The sequence below is a fragment of the Vibrio sp. NFR genome (assembly GCF_027587095.1).
GTDB classification, from domain to species: Bacteria; Pseudomonadota; Gammaproteobacteria; order Enterobacterales; family Vibrionaceae; genus Vibrio; species Vibrio harveyi.
In genome coordinates, this window is the sequence record NZ_JAPPTN010000006.1 from 1 (window position 1) to 17,654 (window position 17,654).

The window sequence follows — 17,654 nt, forward strand, 5'->3', positions numbered from 1 at the left end:
ATTAGCGTAATTTAGCGCTAGAAATGAAAAACCGAGCATTAGTGCTCGGTTTTTTTGTGCCTATTCAAATTCGTTTCCCCAGTTATCCTTCTCTTTGTGTCCACATTCCTTACAAGTGACATAACGATCCATATCGTAATAGTGACCGCCGTTTATCAGGGTATGAGCCCAAAGTTTTAAGGTTCCAAGAATCGATTTATCCGTATCGTAACTGCTTGGTTTACGGACCAGCACCTCTGAGTGTGGTGTTTCTCTATTGCATCGCTTGCAAAAGTGAGCAGTGGGAAAACCTGACATACGCATTTCCTTTTGGTGGTCAAAAAGGAGTTAAAATGCCAAGCGAAACATGCGATGTCAGAAATCAATATATTAGTGAAATGAATATTTCGGGAAGTGAAAAGATAGTTTACCGCGAGGGAGATCACTTACTTAATGCGTTCAGTCTTCGTATCAGGTACTATCTGTGACACGAATTTTTGGTGAGGCGAAGGATAAATGCTAAAAGTTGCGATCAATGGATTTGGACGTATCGGTCGTAATGTACTGCGAGCAGTATACGAGAGCGGTAAGCACCAGCAGATCAAGGTTGTTGCAGTTAATGAACTGGCTCAACCAGAAGCGATGGCACATCTTCTTCAGTATGATACTAGTCATGGTCGCTTCGGAAAGAAAATCTCGCATGACCAAGAACACCTCTACGTTCACCACGACAGTGGCGAATACGATCCAATTAGAATCCTCCACCTTGCTGAAATCGAACTTTTGCCATGGCGTGACTTAGAAGTCGATATCGTACTGGATTGTACTGGCGTCTTCGGCTCACAAGCTGACGGACAAGCCCATATTGAAGCGGGGGCTCATAAAGTTCTGTTCTCACACCCTGGCGCAAGCGATCTCGATAACACCATTATCTATGGTGTGAACCACGAAACTCTCAAAGACGAACACCGCGTGGTGTCGAACGGCTCATGCACCACCAACTGTATTGTCCCTATCATCAAAGTTTTGGATGAGGCGTTCGGCATAGAGTCGGGTACTATCACAACGATTCACTCTTCAATGAACGATCAGCAGGTTATCGACGCTTATCACAATGATTTACGTCGCACTCGTGCTGCCAGCCAATCGATTATTCCGGTGGACACTAAGTTGCATAAAGGAATTGAAAGAATCTTCCCGAAATTTTCTAACAAATTTGAAGCAATTTCGGTTCGAGTTCCAACAGTTAACGTCACTGCGATGGATTTAAGTGTCACAATTAGTACAAATGTGAAAGTTAATGACGTAAATCAAACCATTGTTAACGCATCTCAGTGTACATTACGTGACATTGTTGACTATACTGAATCGCCACTCGTTTCCATCGACTTTAATCACGATCCCCATAGTGCAATTGTGGATGGAACTCAGACAAGAGTGAGTAACGGGCAACTCGTAAAAATGCTCGTTTGGTGCGATAACGAATGGGGCTTTGCTAACCGGATGCTGGATACCGCTTTAGCAATGCAAGCTTCTTCACAGGTGGAGCAATAAGAGTGAATAAGCGATGGAGAAAATTTTTATTTTAAGCCTTGAAATAAATCTGACGTATCTCCATATCAATAACCAGTTTGAAGAATTAACGGGCTTGGCAGGATTGCCGAGTTTTTAAAAACTTTAATTATTTAATATTTGAGAGGACACATCATGTCTGTAATCAAGATGACTGACCTGGATCTTGCAGGTAAACGTGTATTTATCCGTGCTGACCTAAACGTGCCAGTAAAAGACGGTAAAGTAACTTCAGATGCACGTATCATCGCATCTCTTCCAACTATCAAGCACTGTCTAGAAGCTGGTGCTAAAGTTATGGTTACTTCTCACCTAGGTCGCCCAACTGAAGGTGAATACGCTGAAGAGTTCTCTCTACAACCAGTAGTTAACTACCTAAACGACGCACTAGACTGCGAAGTTAAACTAGCGAAAGACTACCTAAACGGTCTAGAACTAAACGCTGGTGAACTAGTCGTTCTTGAAAACGTTCGTTTTAACAAAGGCGAGAAGAAAAACGAAGAAGAACTATCTAAGCAGTACGCTTCTCTATGTGACATCTTCGTAATGGACGCATTCGGTACAGCTCACCGTGCACAAGCATCTACTCACGGTGTTGGTATGCACGCAGACGTAGCATGTGCTGGTCCTTTACTAGCAAACGAACTAGAAGCACTAGGTAAAGCAATGGACAAGCCTGCTCGTCCAATGGTTGCTATCGTAGGTGGTTCAAAAGTTTCTACTAAGCTAACTGTTCTTGAGTCTCTATCTAAAATCGCTGACCAACTAGTTGTTGGCGGTGGTATTGCTAACACATTCATCGCAGCTGCTGGTCACAACGTTGGTAAGTCGCTATACGAAGCAGACCTAGTTGAAACAGCGAAGAAGCTAATGGACGAGTGTGCAATTCCAGTAGCAACTGACGTTGCATGTGCGAAAGCATTCGATGAGAACGCAGAAGCTGAAATCAAGCACGTTTCTGAAGTACAAGACGACGACATGATCTTCGACCTTGGTCCAGATTCAACTGCTGAACTAGCAGAAATCCTTAAGAACGCTAAGACTATCCTTTGGAACGGTCCAGTAGGCGTATTCGAATTCAAGAACTTCGAAGCAGGTACTAAAGGTATCTCTGAAGCTATCGCAGCTTCTGAAGGTTTCTCTGTTGCAGGTGGTGGTGACACGCTAGCAGCTATCGACAAGTTCGGTATCAAAGCTGACGTATCTTACATCTCTACTGGCGGCGGCGCTTTCCTTGAGTTTGTAGAAGGTAAAGTACTTCCAGCAGTTGAAATGCTAGAAGCACGCGCTAAGTAATAATCGCAAAGCGGGGGAGTCATCTCCCGCTTTCTTGTTTGCTGCAACGAGAGTGGAACTCTGCTAGAATAGCCTCAGTTGTGAGCAAACGTTTGCAAGATTTTTCAATTTAACAAGTTTTGTTTAAAAAACGACAGATAAATAGGATTACATCCATGTCTAAGATCTTCGACTTCGTAAAACCAGGTGTTATCTCTGGCGATGACGTTCAGAAAGTATTTGAAGTAGCAAAAGAAAACAAATTTGCTCTTCCTGCAGTAAACGTTGTTGGTACTGATTCTGTAAACGCAGTACTAGAAGCAGCTGCAAAAGTTAAAGCTCCAGTTGTTGTTCAGTTCTCTAACGGCGGTGCTGGTTTCTTCGCTGGTAAAGGCGTGAAACTTGAAGGTCAAGGTGCTCAAATCCTTGGTGCTGTAGCTGGTGCTAAATACGTTCACACTGTAGCTGAAGCTTACGGTGTGCCAGTAATCCTACACACTGACCACGCTGCTAAGAAACTTCTTCCATGGATCGACGGTCTACTAGACGCTGGTGAAGAGTTCTTCGCTCAAACTGGTAAACCTCTATTCTCTTCTCACATGCTAGACCTTTCTGAAGAGTCTCTAGAAGAAAACATCGAAACATGTGCTAAGTACCTAGAGCGCATGGCTAAGATGAACATGACAATCGAGATCGAACTTGGTTGTACTGGTGGTGAAGAAGATGGCGTTGATAACTCTCACATGGACGCATCTGAGCTATACACTTCTCCAGAAGACGTTGCTTACGCATACGAGAAACTAAGCGCTGTTTCACACCGCTTCACTATCGCAGCTTCTTTCGGTAACGTACACGGCGTTTACAAGCCAGGTAACGTTGTTCTAACTCCAACTATCCTACGTGACTCTCAAGCATACTGTGCAGAGAAGTTCGGTATCGCACCAAACGCTCTAAACTTCGTATTCCACGGTGGTTCTGGTTCTACTGAAGCAGAAATCCAAGAGTCTATCGGCTACGGTGTTATCAAAATGAACATCGATACTGATACACAGTGGGCAACTTGGGATGGTATCCGTCAGTACGAAGCTGACAACCACGATTACCTACAAGGTCAAATCGGTAACCCAACTGGCGAAGACGCTCCAAACAAGAAGTACTACGATCCACGCGTATGGCTACGTGCTGGTCAAGCTTCAATGGTAGCTCGCCTAGAGAAAGCATTTGCTGACCTAAACGCAGTAGACGTACTATAATTCGTCTCAACTGAGTTTCTAAAAACCCGCTCTTAGAGCGGGTTTTTTTATGTCTAAACAATGAGACAAATCCTATTCTTCCTCTGCGTGCAATTGATAACTTAGTCAGCTGCTATATGATCGCCTCACTTCATATCCCTTCATGTTGGTACAAATTTCGAAACTCAGCGCATTTCCGCATCAAGTGGCAGAAAACCAAGTAAAAAGTGTGGCGGAATGTAAATCCATTGCGTACTCTGTAACATGCCGGTATCAGAAAATTCTGATAAAGCTTTGTTTTGTAGGTCTTTGCTAAACTCTGACTTTGCAAAATTTCAGTTTTGAGATATTGTGCCAAAAATCTGACACTGTTCAGGAAAACAATAGGGATGTTGTTGTGAATAAGAACCTATAAAAAAACAAGGTTCATAAATTAACGGCAATTAGATTTAATATCTTTATTTTGAGGATACGAATTATGGCAGGTGAATCGATGGGTATCGATACCTCTTTAACAGATGGTTTGAGCAAAGCTGAAACATGGCTAAATAACAACTCAGATCTTCTTATTCAATACGGTGTGAACATCATTTCTGCATTGCTGATCCTATTTATCGGTAACATTATCGTTAAAGCGGTAGCAAACAGCGTTTCAAAAGTGCTTGAAAAGAAAAAGATGGACAAAGCTGTTGTTGAATTCGTCAATGGTTTAGTTCGTTACCTTCTATTCGTTATCGTACTTATCGCGGCACTAGGTCGTGTCGGTGTTCAAACTGCATCTGTAGTTGCGGTAATCGGTGCGGCAGGTCTTGCTGTTGGCCTTGCTCTACAAGGTTCACTATCTAACTTCGCTGCGGGCGTACTGATTGTTGCATTCCGTCCATTCAAGTCTGGTGACTACGTAGAAATTGGCGGTGTAGCGGGTAGTGTTGAAGCAATTCAAATCTTCCAAACTGTACTAAAAACACCTGACAACAAAATGGTTGTTGTACCGAACTCATCAGTTATCGGTGGTGCAATCACTAACTACTCTCGCCACGCTACGCGTCGTGTAGACCTAGTTATCGGTGTTTCTTACAGCGCTGACCTTAAACAAACTAAGCAAGTTATCCGTGATGTGCTAGAAAAAGATGAGCGTATCCTTAAAGATCCAGCAATCCAAATTGGTGTGCTGGCTCTAGCTGACTCTTCAGTAAACTTTGTGGTTCGCCCATGGTGTAAAACAGCGGATTACTGGGACGTTTACTTCGATTCTACTCAAGCAATCAAAGAAGCGTTAGACGAAGCAGGCATCGAAATTCCATTCCCACAAATGGATGTTCACTTGAACAAAGTAGAAGCTTAATCACTTCGATTGAGAACATAAAAAGCGAGGCGTTTGCCTCGCTTTTTTTATCTCTAGCGCTTTTATATTTCTAATAAAGTATTACTGCCGGCTAGGAGTAGTCGCTTGAGTTCTTTGCCTGCAAAACCGAAAGTCGATTCGGGTAAACCCGGGGTATAGAGCAATTCTTCATGTTGATAAAGTGCAGTATCCACAATGATAGTGACATGCTCTGGTAACCCTATCGGACAAACCGCACCGGGTACGCAGCCTAGTTGTTCGATCATTTCATCATCACTACAAATTGAAGGTCGTTTGCCGGTAATGGTTTTGATTTGTTTAGAGTCTAAACGCGAGTCTTTGTCGGTCACGTATATGGCGTAACCTAACCCTTTCAGTTTGAGAAAAAGGCTCTTGGTGTGAGTGCCTGTCCAGCCGAGTTCAGCGGCAACTTTGATATCGGTTTCAAAGTCGAGAATGGCTTCATGCTGCCATTCTCGAAAGGGGATGGAGAGCGCACTAAACCGCTCTCGATTGAGTTGGTAGATTTTCTGCAGTGACTCCATGTCGTATTTCTTTCCTATTTTTCTTTACCAGTATTTGGTGATTAGTTCATTTGCGAGAGCAAAAGCGATAGTAAACATCATAACGGCAACCGCAATATCGATGCCTTTTTTCACTTTTGGTTTTGAGAGCGTCGGACCTAATTTCGCCGCACCTAATGACAGCGTGTAGAACCACGCAAATGATGCCATGATGGTTCCCATTGCAAATGCGATGCGATCGTTGCCTTCGAACTGACCACCGATGGATCCCAAGATCACTACAGTATCCAAGTATAGGTGTGGGTTCAAAACGGTGACGGCAAGTGCGCCAAGAATTACAGTGCGACGACCGCGTGCGACCACTTCACTTTTTGACTCCGATGCATCAGATGGTTTGAATGCGCTCTTTAGTGACAGCAAACCGTAAACGCTCAAGAAAGCGATACCACCTAATGTCACCGATGTCAGTAGGATTTCATTTTGCGACAGGATCGCACCGCCACCGAAAATACCGAGCGAAATGAAGATCATATCTAGGATGCTACAGATAGTCGCAGTCGTCAGGTGATGTTGACGCTTAATACCTTGGTTAAGGACGTACGCATTCTGCGCACCGATTGGAATGATCATCGTCGCACCTAAACCGAATCCTTGTAATAACACCCAAAAGCTCACAACACACCTCAAAAATTAGCAATAGAACAACAGAGAAATGGAAGATAAAGCTTTTATTTAAATAAGTATAATTAATGATTTTAATATATTATTAGTGTTACTTATCTTGTGTGTTTGGCGTTTGTTAGGGAGGAAAAGCACGTGCGAGGATTGGATTATAAATGGATAGAAGCTTTAGATGCCGTCGTGCATCAAGGTAGTTTTGACCGAGCAGCAGAACACTTATTTGTTTCACAATCAGCCATTTCCCAGCGAATTAAACAGCTCGAAAAGTACCTTGCTCAACCTGTACTTATCCGTGAGCAACCACCAAAGCCGACACCGATTGGTAAGAAGTTACTTGGACTATATCGCCGCGTTAGACTTCTTGAGCATGAAATCCTCCCTGAACTGAAGAACGACACTACCACTCGCCCTGTACAACTCTCCTTGGCGACGAATGCAGATAGCCTCGCTACATGGTTGTTACCTGCGCTGCAGGATGTAATGAAGCATCGCCAAGTGGAGCTTAAGTTAACCATCTACGGTGAATCGCGCTCAATTGAAAAGCTAAGAAGTGGTGAGGTTGCAGGGGCTATCAGTTTGGAATCTCAAGCCATCCCGGGCTGTCGTGCCGACTATCTCGGTCGCATCGATTATGTCTGTGTCGCCAACCCAGAATTTTATCAACGCTATTTCTCTGAAGGGGTTAACAATCAAACACTCGCGAAAGCGCCGGCGGTGTCTTACGACCAATATGATGATCTGCATAAGAAGTTTTTGACTGAACATTTCAACGTAAGACCTGACAGTGTCATTCATCACAATATTAGTAGCTCAGAAGCTTTCCTCAAGATGGCGTTAGCAGGTGTGGCTTATTGTTTGATTCCTCGATTACAGATCACCGATGAATTAGAAAATGGTAAGTTGATTGATATTACGCCAGGTTTTTTGATGTCCTATCGAATTTACTGGCACCACTGGCAGTTAGAAACGGGGGTTCTTCAAGAAATCTCACAAGCGATTATTGGTTACGCTCAACAACATTTACCGCAATAAGTTCCCAGTTGGCTCGCGTTTTAAGTTGAAATTACTGTGAAGTAACACAGTCAAAGTTGTGTTAGAAGTCGCGTAGGGCGCTTGGATAATTGACAGAAGTTTCTATGATGAGTCTATATACACTCCAGTTCATTGGTGTCTCTCCTCGTTGAAGCTAGGATACCAACTCAGTTGCTACAGTATTCACCGAATCTCTCGAGTGAGATCTGGCACTGGAGTGACCTTAATCTTTCAAAACGGATGGATTTGTCGAATGAAACTGTCTTCATGTTTATTGGCGTCTGCATTAAGCCTTACCAGTATTTCTGTGTTTGCGAGCGATGTACCAAGTTTTGCCCATGTATCAACCACTGGTTACGGTGAGGTAGTTGCAACACCAGATATGGCTACTTTTTCTGTGAAGGTAGTTGATACGACAATGACAGCAGAGCAAGCGAAGCAATCGGTCGACAATACAGTTGATGCGTTTCTTAAGAGCCTTGCAGATGCAGGTTTATCAAAAGATAACATTACTAGCTCAAACTTATACTTGGCTCCACAATATCACTACCCAAAATCGGGCAAGGCGGAACTTGTGGGCTACCGTGCATCACGTAGCATTGACGTGACGGTCAATGATCTTGCGAACTTGAATGAGTACTTGGACATGGCGCTGAAAGCCGGCATCAACCAAGTCGACAATATTCAGTTAAAAGTGAGCAACCAGTCTGAATATCAGCAAAAGGCACGCATGGCAGCGATTAAAGACGCGCAGAGTAAAGCTGCCTCATTAGCGACCGGATTTGATAAGAAGTTAGGAGACGTTTGGCAGATCAACTATAACCAAATGCATGCTCGCCCGGTATTGATGCGTTCAATGGCAATGGATGCAAGAGAAAGTACAAACAGTTACCAAGACTCTACACTCGTGATTCGTGACCAAGTGGATGTGGTTTACAGGCTGAAATAATGCTTAAGTAAATACGGACGAATAAAACGAAAAAAGGCAGGGAATCCCTGCCTTTTGTGTTTGTTCAAATAGATTAGTGAAGGATACGAGCACGGATTGTGCCTTCGATGCCTTTTAGTTTCACTAGTGCTTCTTCTGCGCGAGAAGTCTCAACGTCGATAACTACGTAACCGATCTCAGCGGCAGTTTGTAGGTACTGACCTGCGATGTTGATGCCGTCTTCAGCAAAGATGGTGTTGATTTGCGTCAGGATACCAGGGCGGTTTTTGTGGATGTGTAATAGACGTGAACATTCACGATGCTCAGGCAATGATACCTCTGGGAAGTTCACACTTGATAAGGTTGAACCGTTGTCAGAGTATTTCGCTAGTTTACCAGCAACTTCAACACCAATGTTTTCTTGCGCTTCTTGCGTTGAACCACCGACGTGCGGAGTTAAGATTACGTTGTCGAACTTCTGCAGTGGAGATTCAAACGCATCGGCGTTAGTTTTCGGCTCTACAGGGAACACGTCAATCGCTGCTCCTGAGATATGACCAGATTCTAAGCTATGACATAGAGCAGGGATGTCTACCACGGTACCGCGCGCGGCGTTGATAAAGATAGCGCCCGGCTTCATGCGAGCAAACTCTTCTTCGCCCATCATGTTCTTGGTTTCTGGTGTTTCTGGTACATGTAGAGAAATCACGTCACACTTGTTCAAAAGCTCACTCATAGTGAACACTTGCGTAGCGTTACCTAGCGATAATTTGTTTTCAATGTCGTAGTAGTAAACGCGCATCCCCAAGTTTTCTGCAATGATACCCAACTGAGTACCGATGTGACCGTAACCGATGATGCCCAGACGCTTACCACGTGCTTCGTAAGAACTGTCTGCACTCTTCTTCCAAATACCACGGTGCGCTAGCGCGTTCTTTTCCGGAATACCACGAAGAAGGAGTAGGATCTGACCTAATACTAGTTCAGCAACACTGCGCGTGTTTGAGAATGGTGCATTAAAAACAGGAATACCACGGCTTGCTGCCGCGCCTAAATCAACTTGGTTGGTACCAATACAAAAACAGCCAATTGCAACTAGCTTGTTCGCTGCATTGATCACTTCTTCCGATAAGTTCGTTCGAGAACGGATACCGATGAAGTGCACGTCTTTTACTGCTTCAATCAGTTCTTCTTCCGGAAGGGAACCTTTGTGATATTCAATGTTGCTGTAGCCAGCTGCTTGAAGAACTTCAACTGAAGAAGGGTGGAGTCCCTCTAGCAAGAGGATCTTAATCTTTTCTTTTTCCAGTGAAACTTTGGCCATTTTTCTCGTCCTTAAAATGGAAAGGTGGGCTAATGTGGCGCACATAAAGCAAAACCATTAAAAAGGGGATAATTAACAGTTTTGTCGGAAGACAAACGTTTCCTTGTGCGTCTTCTGTTCAATAAAGTAACAAAAAATTTTTGCTTTGGGTAAGAAAATTACGGAATAAGGCATGCTTTTCTTAGAAAAAGGAAGAAAAAACGGCGCCCTAGGGCGCCGTCTGTAATGAAATAACAGAAAATTTAAATCATCTAATGATTTATTCTTCTATTTTCGCACCTTCTGGTGTGCCAGTGATAACCACGTCTGCACCGCGGTGAGCGAATAGACCCACAGTTACTACGCCTGCAATGGCGTTGATCTTGTCTTCAAGTTCTTTCGGGTTAGTGATTTGCATGTTGTGTACGTCTAGGATCACGTTGCCGTTGTCCGTTGTTACACCTTCACGGTATGCAGGGTCACCACCTAGTTTTACCAATTCACGAGCCACGTAAGAGCGTGCCATTGGGATAACTTCTACAGGAAGTGGGAACTGGCCAAGTACGTCAACGGCTTTTGTGCCGTCAACGATACATACGAATTTTTCTGAAATAGCCGCAACGATCTTTTCACGAGTCAGTGCAGCACCGCCACCTTTGATCATTTCACGCGCTGCGTTGATTTCATCTGCACCATCAACGTAGATATCTAGCATTGCTACGTCGTTACACTCGTAAACCTCGATACCAAGCTCTTTTAGACGCTCAGTAGAAGCAACAGAGCTAGACACTGCGCCTTTGATATCATCTTTGATACTGCCTAGGGCATCGATGAAGTGATTCACGGTAGAGCCAGTACCAACACCGACAATGCTGCCTTTCTCAACATATTTAAGTGCTGCCCAACCAGCCGCTTTCTTCATTTCATCTTGAGTCATGCCAATCTCCTGAATAGATGTTCGTTAACGTTTGCGGCGTGATTATAGCGGTTAAGCGTTACTTTTCCCATTGCCAGATTTGGCTTGGAGTCACGATCTTAGGTAATGGAATATCCCAACTTTCGACGGGAAGATGCTCGACATGCTGACAATCATGGGCGATGCCGATAGGTTTTGCGCCTTCTCCAGTACTAAACCAACGTGAAAGCGTCCGGTCGTAGTAGCCTCCGCCCATTCCTAGGCGATGCCCAACACTGTCAAATCCGACTAGTGGCGTGCAAATGACATCAAGCTCACGAACTGGTTTGAGGAAACGGATATCAAGCGCAGGTTCTAAGATTCCGTATTTGTTGTATATCAACTGTTCATCATTGATGTACTGCAAGAAGAGCAATTGACCTTTAGAGAAAGGATGAATGACGGGCAGGTAAATCGACTTACCTTGCTGCCATAGTGATTCAATCAGAGGTTTGGTGTCTAACTCGCCATCGGCAGACAAATAGATAGCAATGTGCTGTGCGCTTTTTATTTCTGGTAACTGCGAAAACTGGTGAACGAGATCACGTCCAGCTTGAAACTGAGTATCGCTGCAAAGTGCGTTGCGTTTTTCGCGGATAAGTTTGCGGAATTCTTGTCGAGATAGGTCAGACATAGAGAGGATACCCCAGGGTGCCGTTGAGGATTGTGGCCCTTGAACCAGCTGGTTCAAGGCGGATCAGCAATGATAACCGTAGGCTTCTCGGTGCATGCCAAGCTTGCTCAATAGCTATCAAGTACTAACCCTTTGGTATTGCTTATCGGCTCAGGGACTTAAATCCAACTGACGCACACCCCAGGGTAAATTTGGTATCTACTGCTATCCTTGCTTCACTTTACTAAGCGCGCTTTCTAAAGACGCGGTGAGCTTTTCCATTCGCTCAGTAATTTCTTGTTGCTGACCGTTAGATTCGTATGATTTGGTATGCAATTCATAGCAAATGTTCAATGCAGCAAAGGTCAGTAGCTGAATTTCATTGGTTACCTTAGTACGCTCGCTCATCTCTTTCAATCGACGATCAAGATCTTTAGCCGCTGTAATTAGTGACTCTTCTTGCCCCGCAGGACAATTCACTCGTGTCATTTTGCCAAGGATTTCAACGTCGATCGCTTGATTGCTCATGATGAATAAACTCTATATTCGCGCTATCTAAGGCGTTGCGTTATACAACTACCGAGGAGGAAACTATAGGAAAACCGCTATTAAGATTCAAGCATTTCCCTTCACAGAAAGAAAAATGGTGAAGTGATCACACAGGAATTGGGCAAATTGCTCAAATGGTGTCCAAAATTGAATTTGATAGCCGTTTCAGCCGACTAGGCTTGATGGTAGGATATGTCGATACATTATTACGCAAGAATGAGCCAAGATTATGAGTGAAATCACCCTTCCTGAATACCAATCTATTGCTGCCGAATTGAAATCTGCAAGCCTTGCTGTGACACCAGCAGAGTTGCATGGTCTACTTGTTGGCATGCTCAGTGGTGGATTGGCGATTAACGACCAAACCTGGCAACCAATTCTGTTTGATTACACCAACGAAGGTATGGGCTGGCCATCAAGCGCATTAGCACTGGCACAAAGCGTGTTCCAAGTAACCGTTAACGAGCTAACTGGCACTTCTATGGAGTTGTCTTTGCTGCTTCCTGATGAAGCGGGTGAAGAAGGTTTGTTCGCACTAGCAGATGGTGTGTCTGATTTTGTGAACCACTTTATCTCAGGAATGGGTTTAGCGGGTATTGCGATTGATAAAGCGTCAGACGATGCAAAAGAAGCCTTAGCGGATCTAGAAGAAATTGCCAAACTGGGCATTGATGAAGATGATGATCTAGGCGAGCAAGCACTATTGTTAGAGCAAGTAATCGAACACGTTAAAGCCTGCGTATTAACTATTCATGCAGAGTTTGGTGCTCGTCCTGAAAGCAACGAAAACAAACCAACGATTCATTAATCACTTGTTTCCCATTATCGAATAGCTTCTAGAGGTTAGCATGAGGCAATATGACGTTGTAATTGCTGGTGGAGCCATGGCAGGTGCCACACTTGCGTTGGCAATCGACCGTTTATCTAAAGGCGCGCTGCAAATTGCGGTTGTTGAGCCTTTTAAAGCTCAATCGGATCAACATCCGGGCTTTGATTCGCGCTCGATTGCTTTGTCCTACGGTACCGTTAACATTCTGCGTCACTTGCAGTTGTGGTCTGCTATCGAGCCTTGTGCAACTCCAATTGAACATATTCATGTTTCTGACCGCTCTCATGCGGGCATGACTGATATTACCAAGCACGAAGTTGGCGTTGAAGCCCTTGGCTACGTAGTGGAACTTGCCGATGTAGGTCGTGTCTACCAAGAGCTCTTGGATAAGAGCAAAGCAATCACTCTGTTTTGCCCTGATTCGGTTGCGAACATCGAGCGTGAGCAAGACAAAGCACACATTGAGTTGAGCAGCGGTGAGAAGCTGGAAGCTAAGTTGCTAGTGGCTGCTGATGGCGCTGTGTCGCAATGTTGCCAGCAAATCGGTTTAGAGCTGTCTGAGCATGATTTCGACCAAGTGGCAGTGATCGCGAATATTGTGACGCAAGAGCCTCATCAAGGTCGCGCTTTTGAACGCTTTACAGAGAATGGTCCCGTCGCACTGTTGCCGATGAGTGATAACCGTATGTCGTTAGTATGGTGTCTGCGTCCTGAAGAAGCGCAAAGCGTCGTGAACTTGTCTGACGCAGAGTTTCTTGAGCGCTTGCAGAACGATTTTGGTTGGCGACTAGGTGCGATGCAGAAAGTCGGACAACGCGCGAGCTATCCGCTTCTTCTGCGTCATCGTAAGCAGAACATTTCGCACCGCTTTGCTATTGTCGGCAATGCTGCACAAACGCTTCACCCGATTGCTGGACAAGGCTTCAACCTTGGTATTCGTGATGTGGCATCATTAGCGGAAGAGGTGGTTAAGCAAGCTGAAGATGCCGGTCGCTACCAAGGTTTGATGCGATTTAGCCAGCGCCGTGAAGATGATCGCAGCGAAACGATTTGGTTAACTAGCTCTCTCGTGCATATTTTCTCAAATGATTTACCGGCGATGCGAATTGGGCGTAACCTTGCTCTCGCAACGATGGATAACCTTTCTACTTTTAAGCAGCCGCTGCTACGCCATACACTTGGTCTAGTGAAACGATAAACGGCAACGAATTAGGTAACAAAAGCAATGATGCAAAGTGTAGATATCGCCATCATCGGTGGTGGAATGGTGGGTTTAGCATTAGCTGCCGCTTTTAAGGACAGTGACCTGCGAGTAGCCGTTATCGAAGGTGCAGTGCCAAACGACACCCTAAATGAACTCCCAGATGTACGTGTGTCGGCGTTGAGCCGTTCAAGTGAAACCATCCTTCGCAAGCTTGGTGCTTGGCAAGGTATCGAGCAGCGTCGCGCTTCACCATACCATGCGATGGAAGTGTGGGAGCAAGATAGCTTCGCGAATATCGCATTTGATGCGCAGAGCATGGCTCAACCGGATCTTGGTCATATCGTTGAAAACCGCGTAATTCAATTGGCGCTGCTAGAGCAAGTTCAAAAGCTCGATAACGTGATGCTGTTTATGCCTGCTCGTTGTGCAACGCTTGCGGTGGGTGAGCAAGAAAGCTGGCTAACGCTCGATAATGGTCAAGCTATGACAGCGAAGTTAGTGGTTGGCGCTGATGGTGCAAATTCTTGGCTGCGTAACCAAATGGATATCCCACTAACGCATTGGGATTACGGTCATAGCGCGCTTGTTGCGAACGTGAAAACCGCTGACCCACACAACAGTGTTGCGCGTCAGATCTTTACACTGCAAGGTCCATTGGCTTTCCTTCCAATGTCTGATCCTCACATGTGTTCGATTGTTTGGTCTACCGATCCAAATCGCGCAGAGCAACTGCTGGCGATGAACGAGCAAGAGTTTAATAAAGCACTGACTAGCGAATTCGATGCACGTTTAGGCATGTGTGAAGTAGTTGGCGAACGTGCAGCATTCCCACTTAAGATGCGTTATGCGCGTGACTTTGTGGTTGAACGCGTGGCGTTAGTTGGCGATGCTGCCCATACCATTCATCCGCTGGCAGGGCAGGGTGTGAATCTTGGTTTATTAGATGCAGCAAGCTTAGCGCAAGAAGTGTTGGCACTGTGGAAGCAAGGGCAAGACATTGGCACCAAACGTAATCTACGTGGTTACGAGCGTTGGCGTAAAGCCGAAGCGGCGAAGATGATAGCGGCAATGCAAGGCTTCCGTGATCTGTTCTCTGGTGAGAATCCTGCCAAGAAGTTGGTTCGTGGTATTGGTTTGAGCCTAGCAGGACAACTGCCGGGTGCGAAAGATGAAATCATGAAGCGTGCATTAGGTTTGAAAGGCAACCTGCCGGAACTAGCGCGTCAATAAATACGTTCTTCGCTTCGCAAACAAAAGATACAAAAAAGGCTGGTTAATCCAGCCTTTCTTTTTACATCGATGTTTAAGCTAAGCGTATGCGCATCTGAGCTTCATAATCTCTTGGTTAATCTCTTTTACTGCCTGAAAGTGACGCTTCTCAGCTTTCTCTGGCAACATCAATTTTCCGTTATCAAACTCGAACTTACCGACTCCGTAAATATAGATTCTTCCTTTAAAAAGACGACTTATGTGTTTAGCAATCATACCTGGTGTATAGCGCTTAAACAGTCTCATATTTACTCTTCCTTATCTCTTACCTAGCCCAGTTATTCTACGTTTTTCGCGTAAAAGTTATTGTGACAGCAATAGTATTAAGTGCAGTTGAGGTACTTGGCTTTAGAGATTTGTGCTGTCTTAGACAAATTGACAGAGTCATATCTCAAATAGCGTGAGGATTACCTCAAAAAATCATTGTCGAAGGAACCAGTCCTTGAGCTCTCCTGTTCTTACGTGGTGCATTAAGCAACAGTTTTGTTACAGAAATAAGAATAGAAGGAAAATGATTGTTTGCTAAATGTTTTTACTCAATGGGTTGCATTTTGTTCGTTTTGACGAGGTTGAAACCTCAAATGCATTGCTTTCATTGAGTTAGAGGAAGGAAAAGGAAAAAAGTTCCACGCAAAAAAAAAGCCCGCTTCGGCGGGCGAATAGTCACAGATGCATTACACAAAAGTGGACGACTGACTTAATGAACGCTGTCATACAAGTCAGCAGATTCACTTTACGTTGGCTGAGTCGTTGTTGAAAACTTAACCAACGAATTCAGCATATACGAGTTTTTTATTTGTGACTATTTATGTTTTAAAAATGATTAAAAATTCTTGGGTGTAATCGGAGAGATATGAGTGAGATCACGCAGGAGTGAGAATCCTGCGCTTGATTACATGTTAGCGGCAGATATCAGCCACGGTTGGTTGGCACAATTGGATTAGATCATCGATGGATAGCGCTAAGCCTGCCATGCGATCTCCACTGCTTATGGTGATTTCTTTTTCTTCAAGCAAACTTGGGTCAAATACGATCGGCATGTAGCGTTTTAAGAGTAGTGGTGTGACAGTTCCAATCTTGTATCCGGTAATCGCTTCTACGTCTGCTTGATCAACACACGTCATACGACGGCACTGCAGTAATGCGCGCACCTTCTTTGGATCAACACTACGATCACCTGGTGCACAAGCAAGCGCATATTGGTTCCCCATATCGCGCAAAAGAATCGCTTTGACCATTTGAGAAGGGCGAATGCCGCGTTGTTGCGCGGCATCCTCAATAGTTGTTGCTGGTCTTTGATGAGGAAGAAGACGGAACTCGATGTTCTGGTCCGCCAAAAACTGCATCAAAGGAGTACGAATGGTATTACTCATCTTCAAGGCTGTACGGCAGTGCTGCGATTTCCCATTCACACTCTGGTTGAGCAACCAAGCGCAGACGAGTGTCATCGTCTAGGTTGTTTGGCAATACAATGAGTCCTATCGCTTGGTTGTCGCTGAATTGGTAATGCGTGAGCAATGCGCCTACTGAACGCCAGTTTTCACCAACGCTACGCTCCAGTTCAATCGCACCTTCACCTAAGGCTTCAGCAGTTGCACCTTTAACAATGTACATTGCACGTTTGTTGGTGCCGCGGTATTTCGCGCGCGCTACGGTTTCTTGACCTGTGTAGCAGCCTTTCGTAAAGCTGATGCCGCCAAGCGCTTGTAGGTTTAGTGCTTGTGGGATGTGCTCGTTTTGCGCATTAGCTGCCACGTATGGTAGTGCTGCTTCAATATCGAAACGAGTCCAAAGCTCGTGAGTAGTCAGCGTTGCTTTGCTGTCTTCTAATAACGATTGTGCTGCTTCTGCTGTAAGCGCAAGCAACCAGCGGTTTGGAGTCACTTTGACTGCCGTGCCACCTTCAACTGTACGTACGTCGCCAGAATCAGCATTTAATGTTGAGATGAACGCATCTGCATTCTCACCTGCAACACCCAGCACGATGTCATTTGATTCTTCGATGGTCACTTTCGAGAACACCGCGTACTTTTTGATTTCTTTCAGTTCTACTTCAATCGCTGATTTCGGCTGAACCATTGCGTAGCCATCGTTATGGTGGAATAGGCGGAAGACGCTCCATACTTTACCTTTTGCATCACAATGGGCACCCAACATTGATTGGTCTTTCTCAAGAGAAACCACATCGCAGGTAACTTGACCGTGTAGGTATGACTTTTTGTCGTCCCCGACCATGGTGATCATGCCCAGATTATCCAATAGCGAGATAGACAGCTCAGGTAGTGCGTCTTGTGTCGATAGGTTCAGCGGTGAAAAGCGAGTTTGCCATTCCATGATTACAATGCCTTTTGAAGATATTTTTCA

At 44.8% G+C, this 17,654-nt stretch carries 19 protein-coding genes and 1 other RNA gene; 9 read left to right on the forward strand and 11 right to left on the reverse strand.

What is annotated here, in order from left to right:
* Positions 1–60 precede the first annotated feature (60 nt).
* Positions 61–297: a hypothetical protein gene (locus tag OH463_RS12810; RefSeq protein ID WP_005449753.1), complete on the reverse strand. Its 237-nt coding sequence runs from the start codon at positions 295–297 to the stop codon at positions 61–63.
* 198 nt (positions 298–495) lie between these two features.
* On the opposite strand from OH463_RS12810, the gene epd reads away from it, so the two are divergent.
* From epd to mscS, 4 genes are all read left to right on the forward strand, one after another.
* Positions 496–1,533 (forward strand): erythrose-4-phosphate dehydrogenase, encoded by a 1,038-nt coding sequence (gene epd, locus OH463_RS12815; RefSeq protein WP_009698787.1) that lies wholly within the window; start codon positions 496–498, stop codon positions 1,531–1,533.
* Between the two features lie 153 nt (positions 1,534–1,686).
* A complete protein-coding gene (locus OH463_RS12820) occupies positions 1,687–2,847 on the forward strand; it encodes a phosphoglycerate kinase (protein WP_005436484.1) in 1,161 nt (386 codons plus the stop codon).
* A 155-nt stretch (positions 2,848–3,002) separates the two neighbouring features.
* Entirely contained in the window at positions 3,003–4,079 is a 1,077-nt protein-coding gene (fbaA, locus tag OH463_RS12825; RefSeq protein ID WP_005449757.1) for a class II fructose-bisphosphate aldolase, read from the forward strand.
* 457 nt (positions 4,080–4,536) lie between these two features.
* Positions 4,537–5,403, forward strand: a complete 867-nt coding sequence (mscS, locus tag OH463_RS12830) for a small-conductance mechanosensitive channel MscS (protein WP_005436480.1) — start codon at positions 4,537–4,539, stop codon at positions 5,401–5,403.
* A 62-nt stretch (positions 5,404–5,465) separates the two neighbouring features.
* On the opposite strand, the gene OH463_RS12835 is transcribed toward mscS, so the two are convergent.
* A complete protein-coding gene (locus OH463_RS12835) occupies positions 5,466–5,948 on the reverse strand; it encodes a YbaK/EbsC family protein (protein ID WP_152163038.1) in 483 nt (160 codons plus the stop codon).
* A 24-nt stretch (positions 5,949–5,972) separates the two neighbouring features.
* Entirely contained in the window at positions 5,973–6,602 is a 630-nt protein-coding gene (locus OH463_RS12840) for a LysE/ArgO family amino acid transporter (RefSeq protein WP_005449759.1), read from the reverse strand.
* Positions 6,603–6,743: 141 nt separating this feature from the next.
* Here OH463_RS12840 and OH463_RS12845 point away from each other — a divergent pair, with 141 nt between their 5' ends.
* On the forward strand, positions 6,744–7,640 hold the full coding sequence (locus OH463_RS12845; RefSeq protein ID WP_005449760.1) for a LysR family transcriptional regulator ArgP: 897 nt from the start codon (positions 6,744–6,746) through the stop codon (positions 7,638–7,640).
* A gap of 253 nt (positions 7,641–7,893) precedes the next feature.
* Positions 7,894–8,589, forward strand: coding sequence for an oxidative stress defense protein (locus tag OH463_RS12850; protein WP_009698785.1), 696 nt, complete (start codon positions 7,894–7,896; stop codon positions 8,587–8,589).
* Between the two features lie 73 nt (positions 8,590–8,662).
* On the opposite strand, the gene serA is transcribed toward OH463_RS12850, so the two are convergent.
* From serA to OH463_RS12875, 5 genes are all read right to left on the reverse strand, one after another.
* Positions 8,663–9,892 (reverse strand): phosphoglycerate dehydrogenase, encoded by a 1,230-nt coding sequence (serA, locus tag OH463_RS12855; protein WP_005449764.1) that lies wholly within the window; start codon positions 9,890–9,892, stop codon positions 8,663–8,665.
* A gap of 259 nt (positions 9,893–10,151) precedes the next feature.
* Entirely contained in the window at positions 10,152–10,808 is a 657-nt protein-coding gene (rpiA, locus tag OH463_RS12860; RefSeq protein ID WP_038898667.1) for a ribose-5-phosphate isomerase RpiA, read from the reverse strand.
* Positions 10,809–10,866: 58 nt separating this feature from the next.
* Positions 10,867–11,460 (reverse strand): 5-formyltetrahydrofolate cyclo-ligase, encoded by a 594-nt coding sequence (locus tag OH463_RS12865; RefSeq protein ID WP_017189105.1) that lies wholly within the window; start codon positions 11,458–11,460, stop codon positions 10,867–10,869.
* Between the two features lie 5 nt (positions 11,461–11,465).
* Positions 11,466–11,650: non-coding RNA, 6S RNA (gene ssrS / locus OH463_RS12870), on the reverse strand.
* A gap of 14 nt (positions 11,651–11,664) precedes the next feature.
* Positions 11,665–11,967 carry a cell division protein ZapA gene (locus OH463_RS12875; protein WP_005449766.1) on the reverse strand — a complete coding sequence of 101 codons (303 nt, stop codon included), beginning with the start codon at positions 11,965–11,967 and terminating at the stop codon, positions 11,665–11,667.
* A 250-nt stretch (positions 11,968–12,217) separates the two neighbouring features.
* Here OH463_RS12875 and OH463_RS12880 point away from each other — a divergent pair, with 250 nt between their 5' ends.
* The 3 genes from OH463_RS12880 to OH463_RS12890 are packed head-to-tail and all read left to right on the forward strand — an operon-like array spanning position 12,218 to position 15,251.
* The gene (locus OH463_RS12880; protein ID WP_009699857.1) at positions 12,218–12,796 is read left to right on the forward strand and encodes a YecA/YgfB family protein; all 579 of its coding nucleotides are present in this window, start codon (positions 12,218–12,220) and stop codon (positions 12,794–12,796) included.
* 40 nt (positions 12,797–12,836) lie between these two features.
* Positions 12,837–14,015: a 2-octaprenyl-6-methoxyphenyl hydroxylase gene (gene ubiH / locus OH463_RS12885; protein WP_269991424.1), complete on the forward strand. Its 1,179-nt coding sequence runs from the start codon at positions 12,837–12,839 to the stop codon at positions 14,013–14,015.
* Positions 14,016–14,042: 27 nt separating this feature from the next.
* Positions 14,043–15,251, forward strand: coding sequence for an FAD-dependent 2-octaprenylphenol hydroxylase (locus OH463_RS12890; RefSeq protein ID WP_269991426.1), 1,209 nt, complete (start codon positions 14,043–14,045; stop codon positions 15,249–15,251).
* A 78-nt stretch (positions 15,252–15,329) separates the two neighbouring features.
* Here the strand turns inward: OH463_RS12890 and OH463_RS12895 are convergent, their stop codons facing one another.
* The 3 genes from OH463_RS12895 to ygfZ form a co-directional block, all read right to left on the reverse strand.
* Positions 15,330–15,536 (reverse strand): DUF1107 domain-containing protein, encoded by a 207-nt coding sequence (locus tag OH463_RS12895; protein ID WP_005449772.1) that lies wholly within the window; start codon positions 15,534–15,536, stop codon positions 15,330–15,332.
* Between the two features lie 653 nt (positions 15,537–16,189).
* Positions 16,190–16,663 carry an aminoacyl-tRNA deacylase gene (locus OH463_RS12900; protein ID WP_009698779.1) on the reverse strand — a complete coding sequence of 158 codons (474 nt, stop codon included), beginning with the start codon at positions 16,661–16,663 and terminating at the stop codon, positions 16,190–16,192.
* Positions 16,656–17,624, reverse strand: coding sequence for a tRNA-modifying protein YgfZ (ygfZ, locus tag OH463_RS12905; RefSeq protein ID WP_269991428.1), 969 nt, complete (start codon positions 17,622–17,624; stop codon positions 16,656–16,658). The genes OH463_RS12900 and ygfZ overlap by 8 nt, the downstream gene beginning before the upstream one ends.
* Positions 17,625–17,654 lie beyond the last annotated feature (30 nt).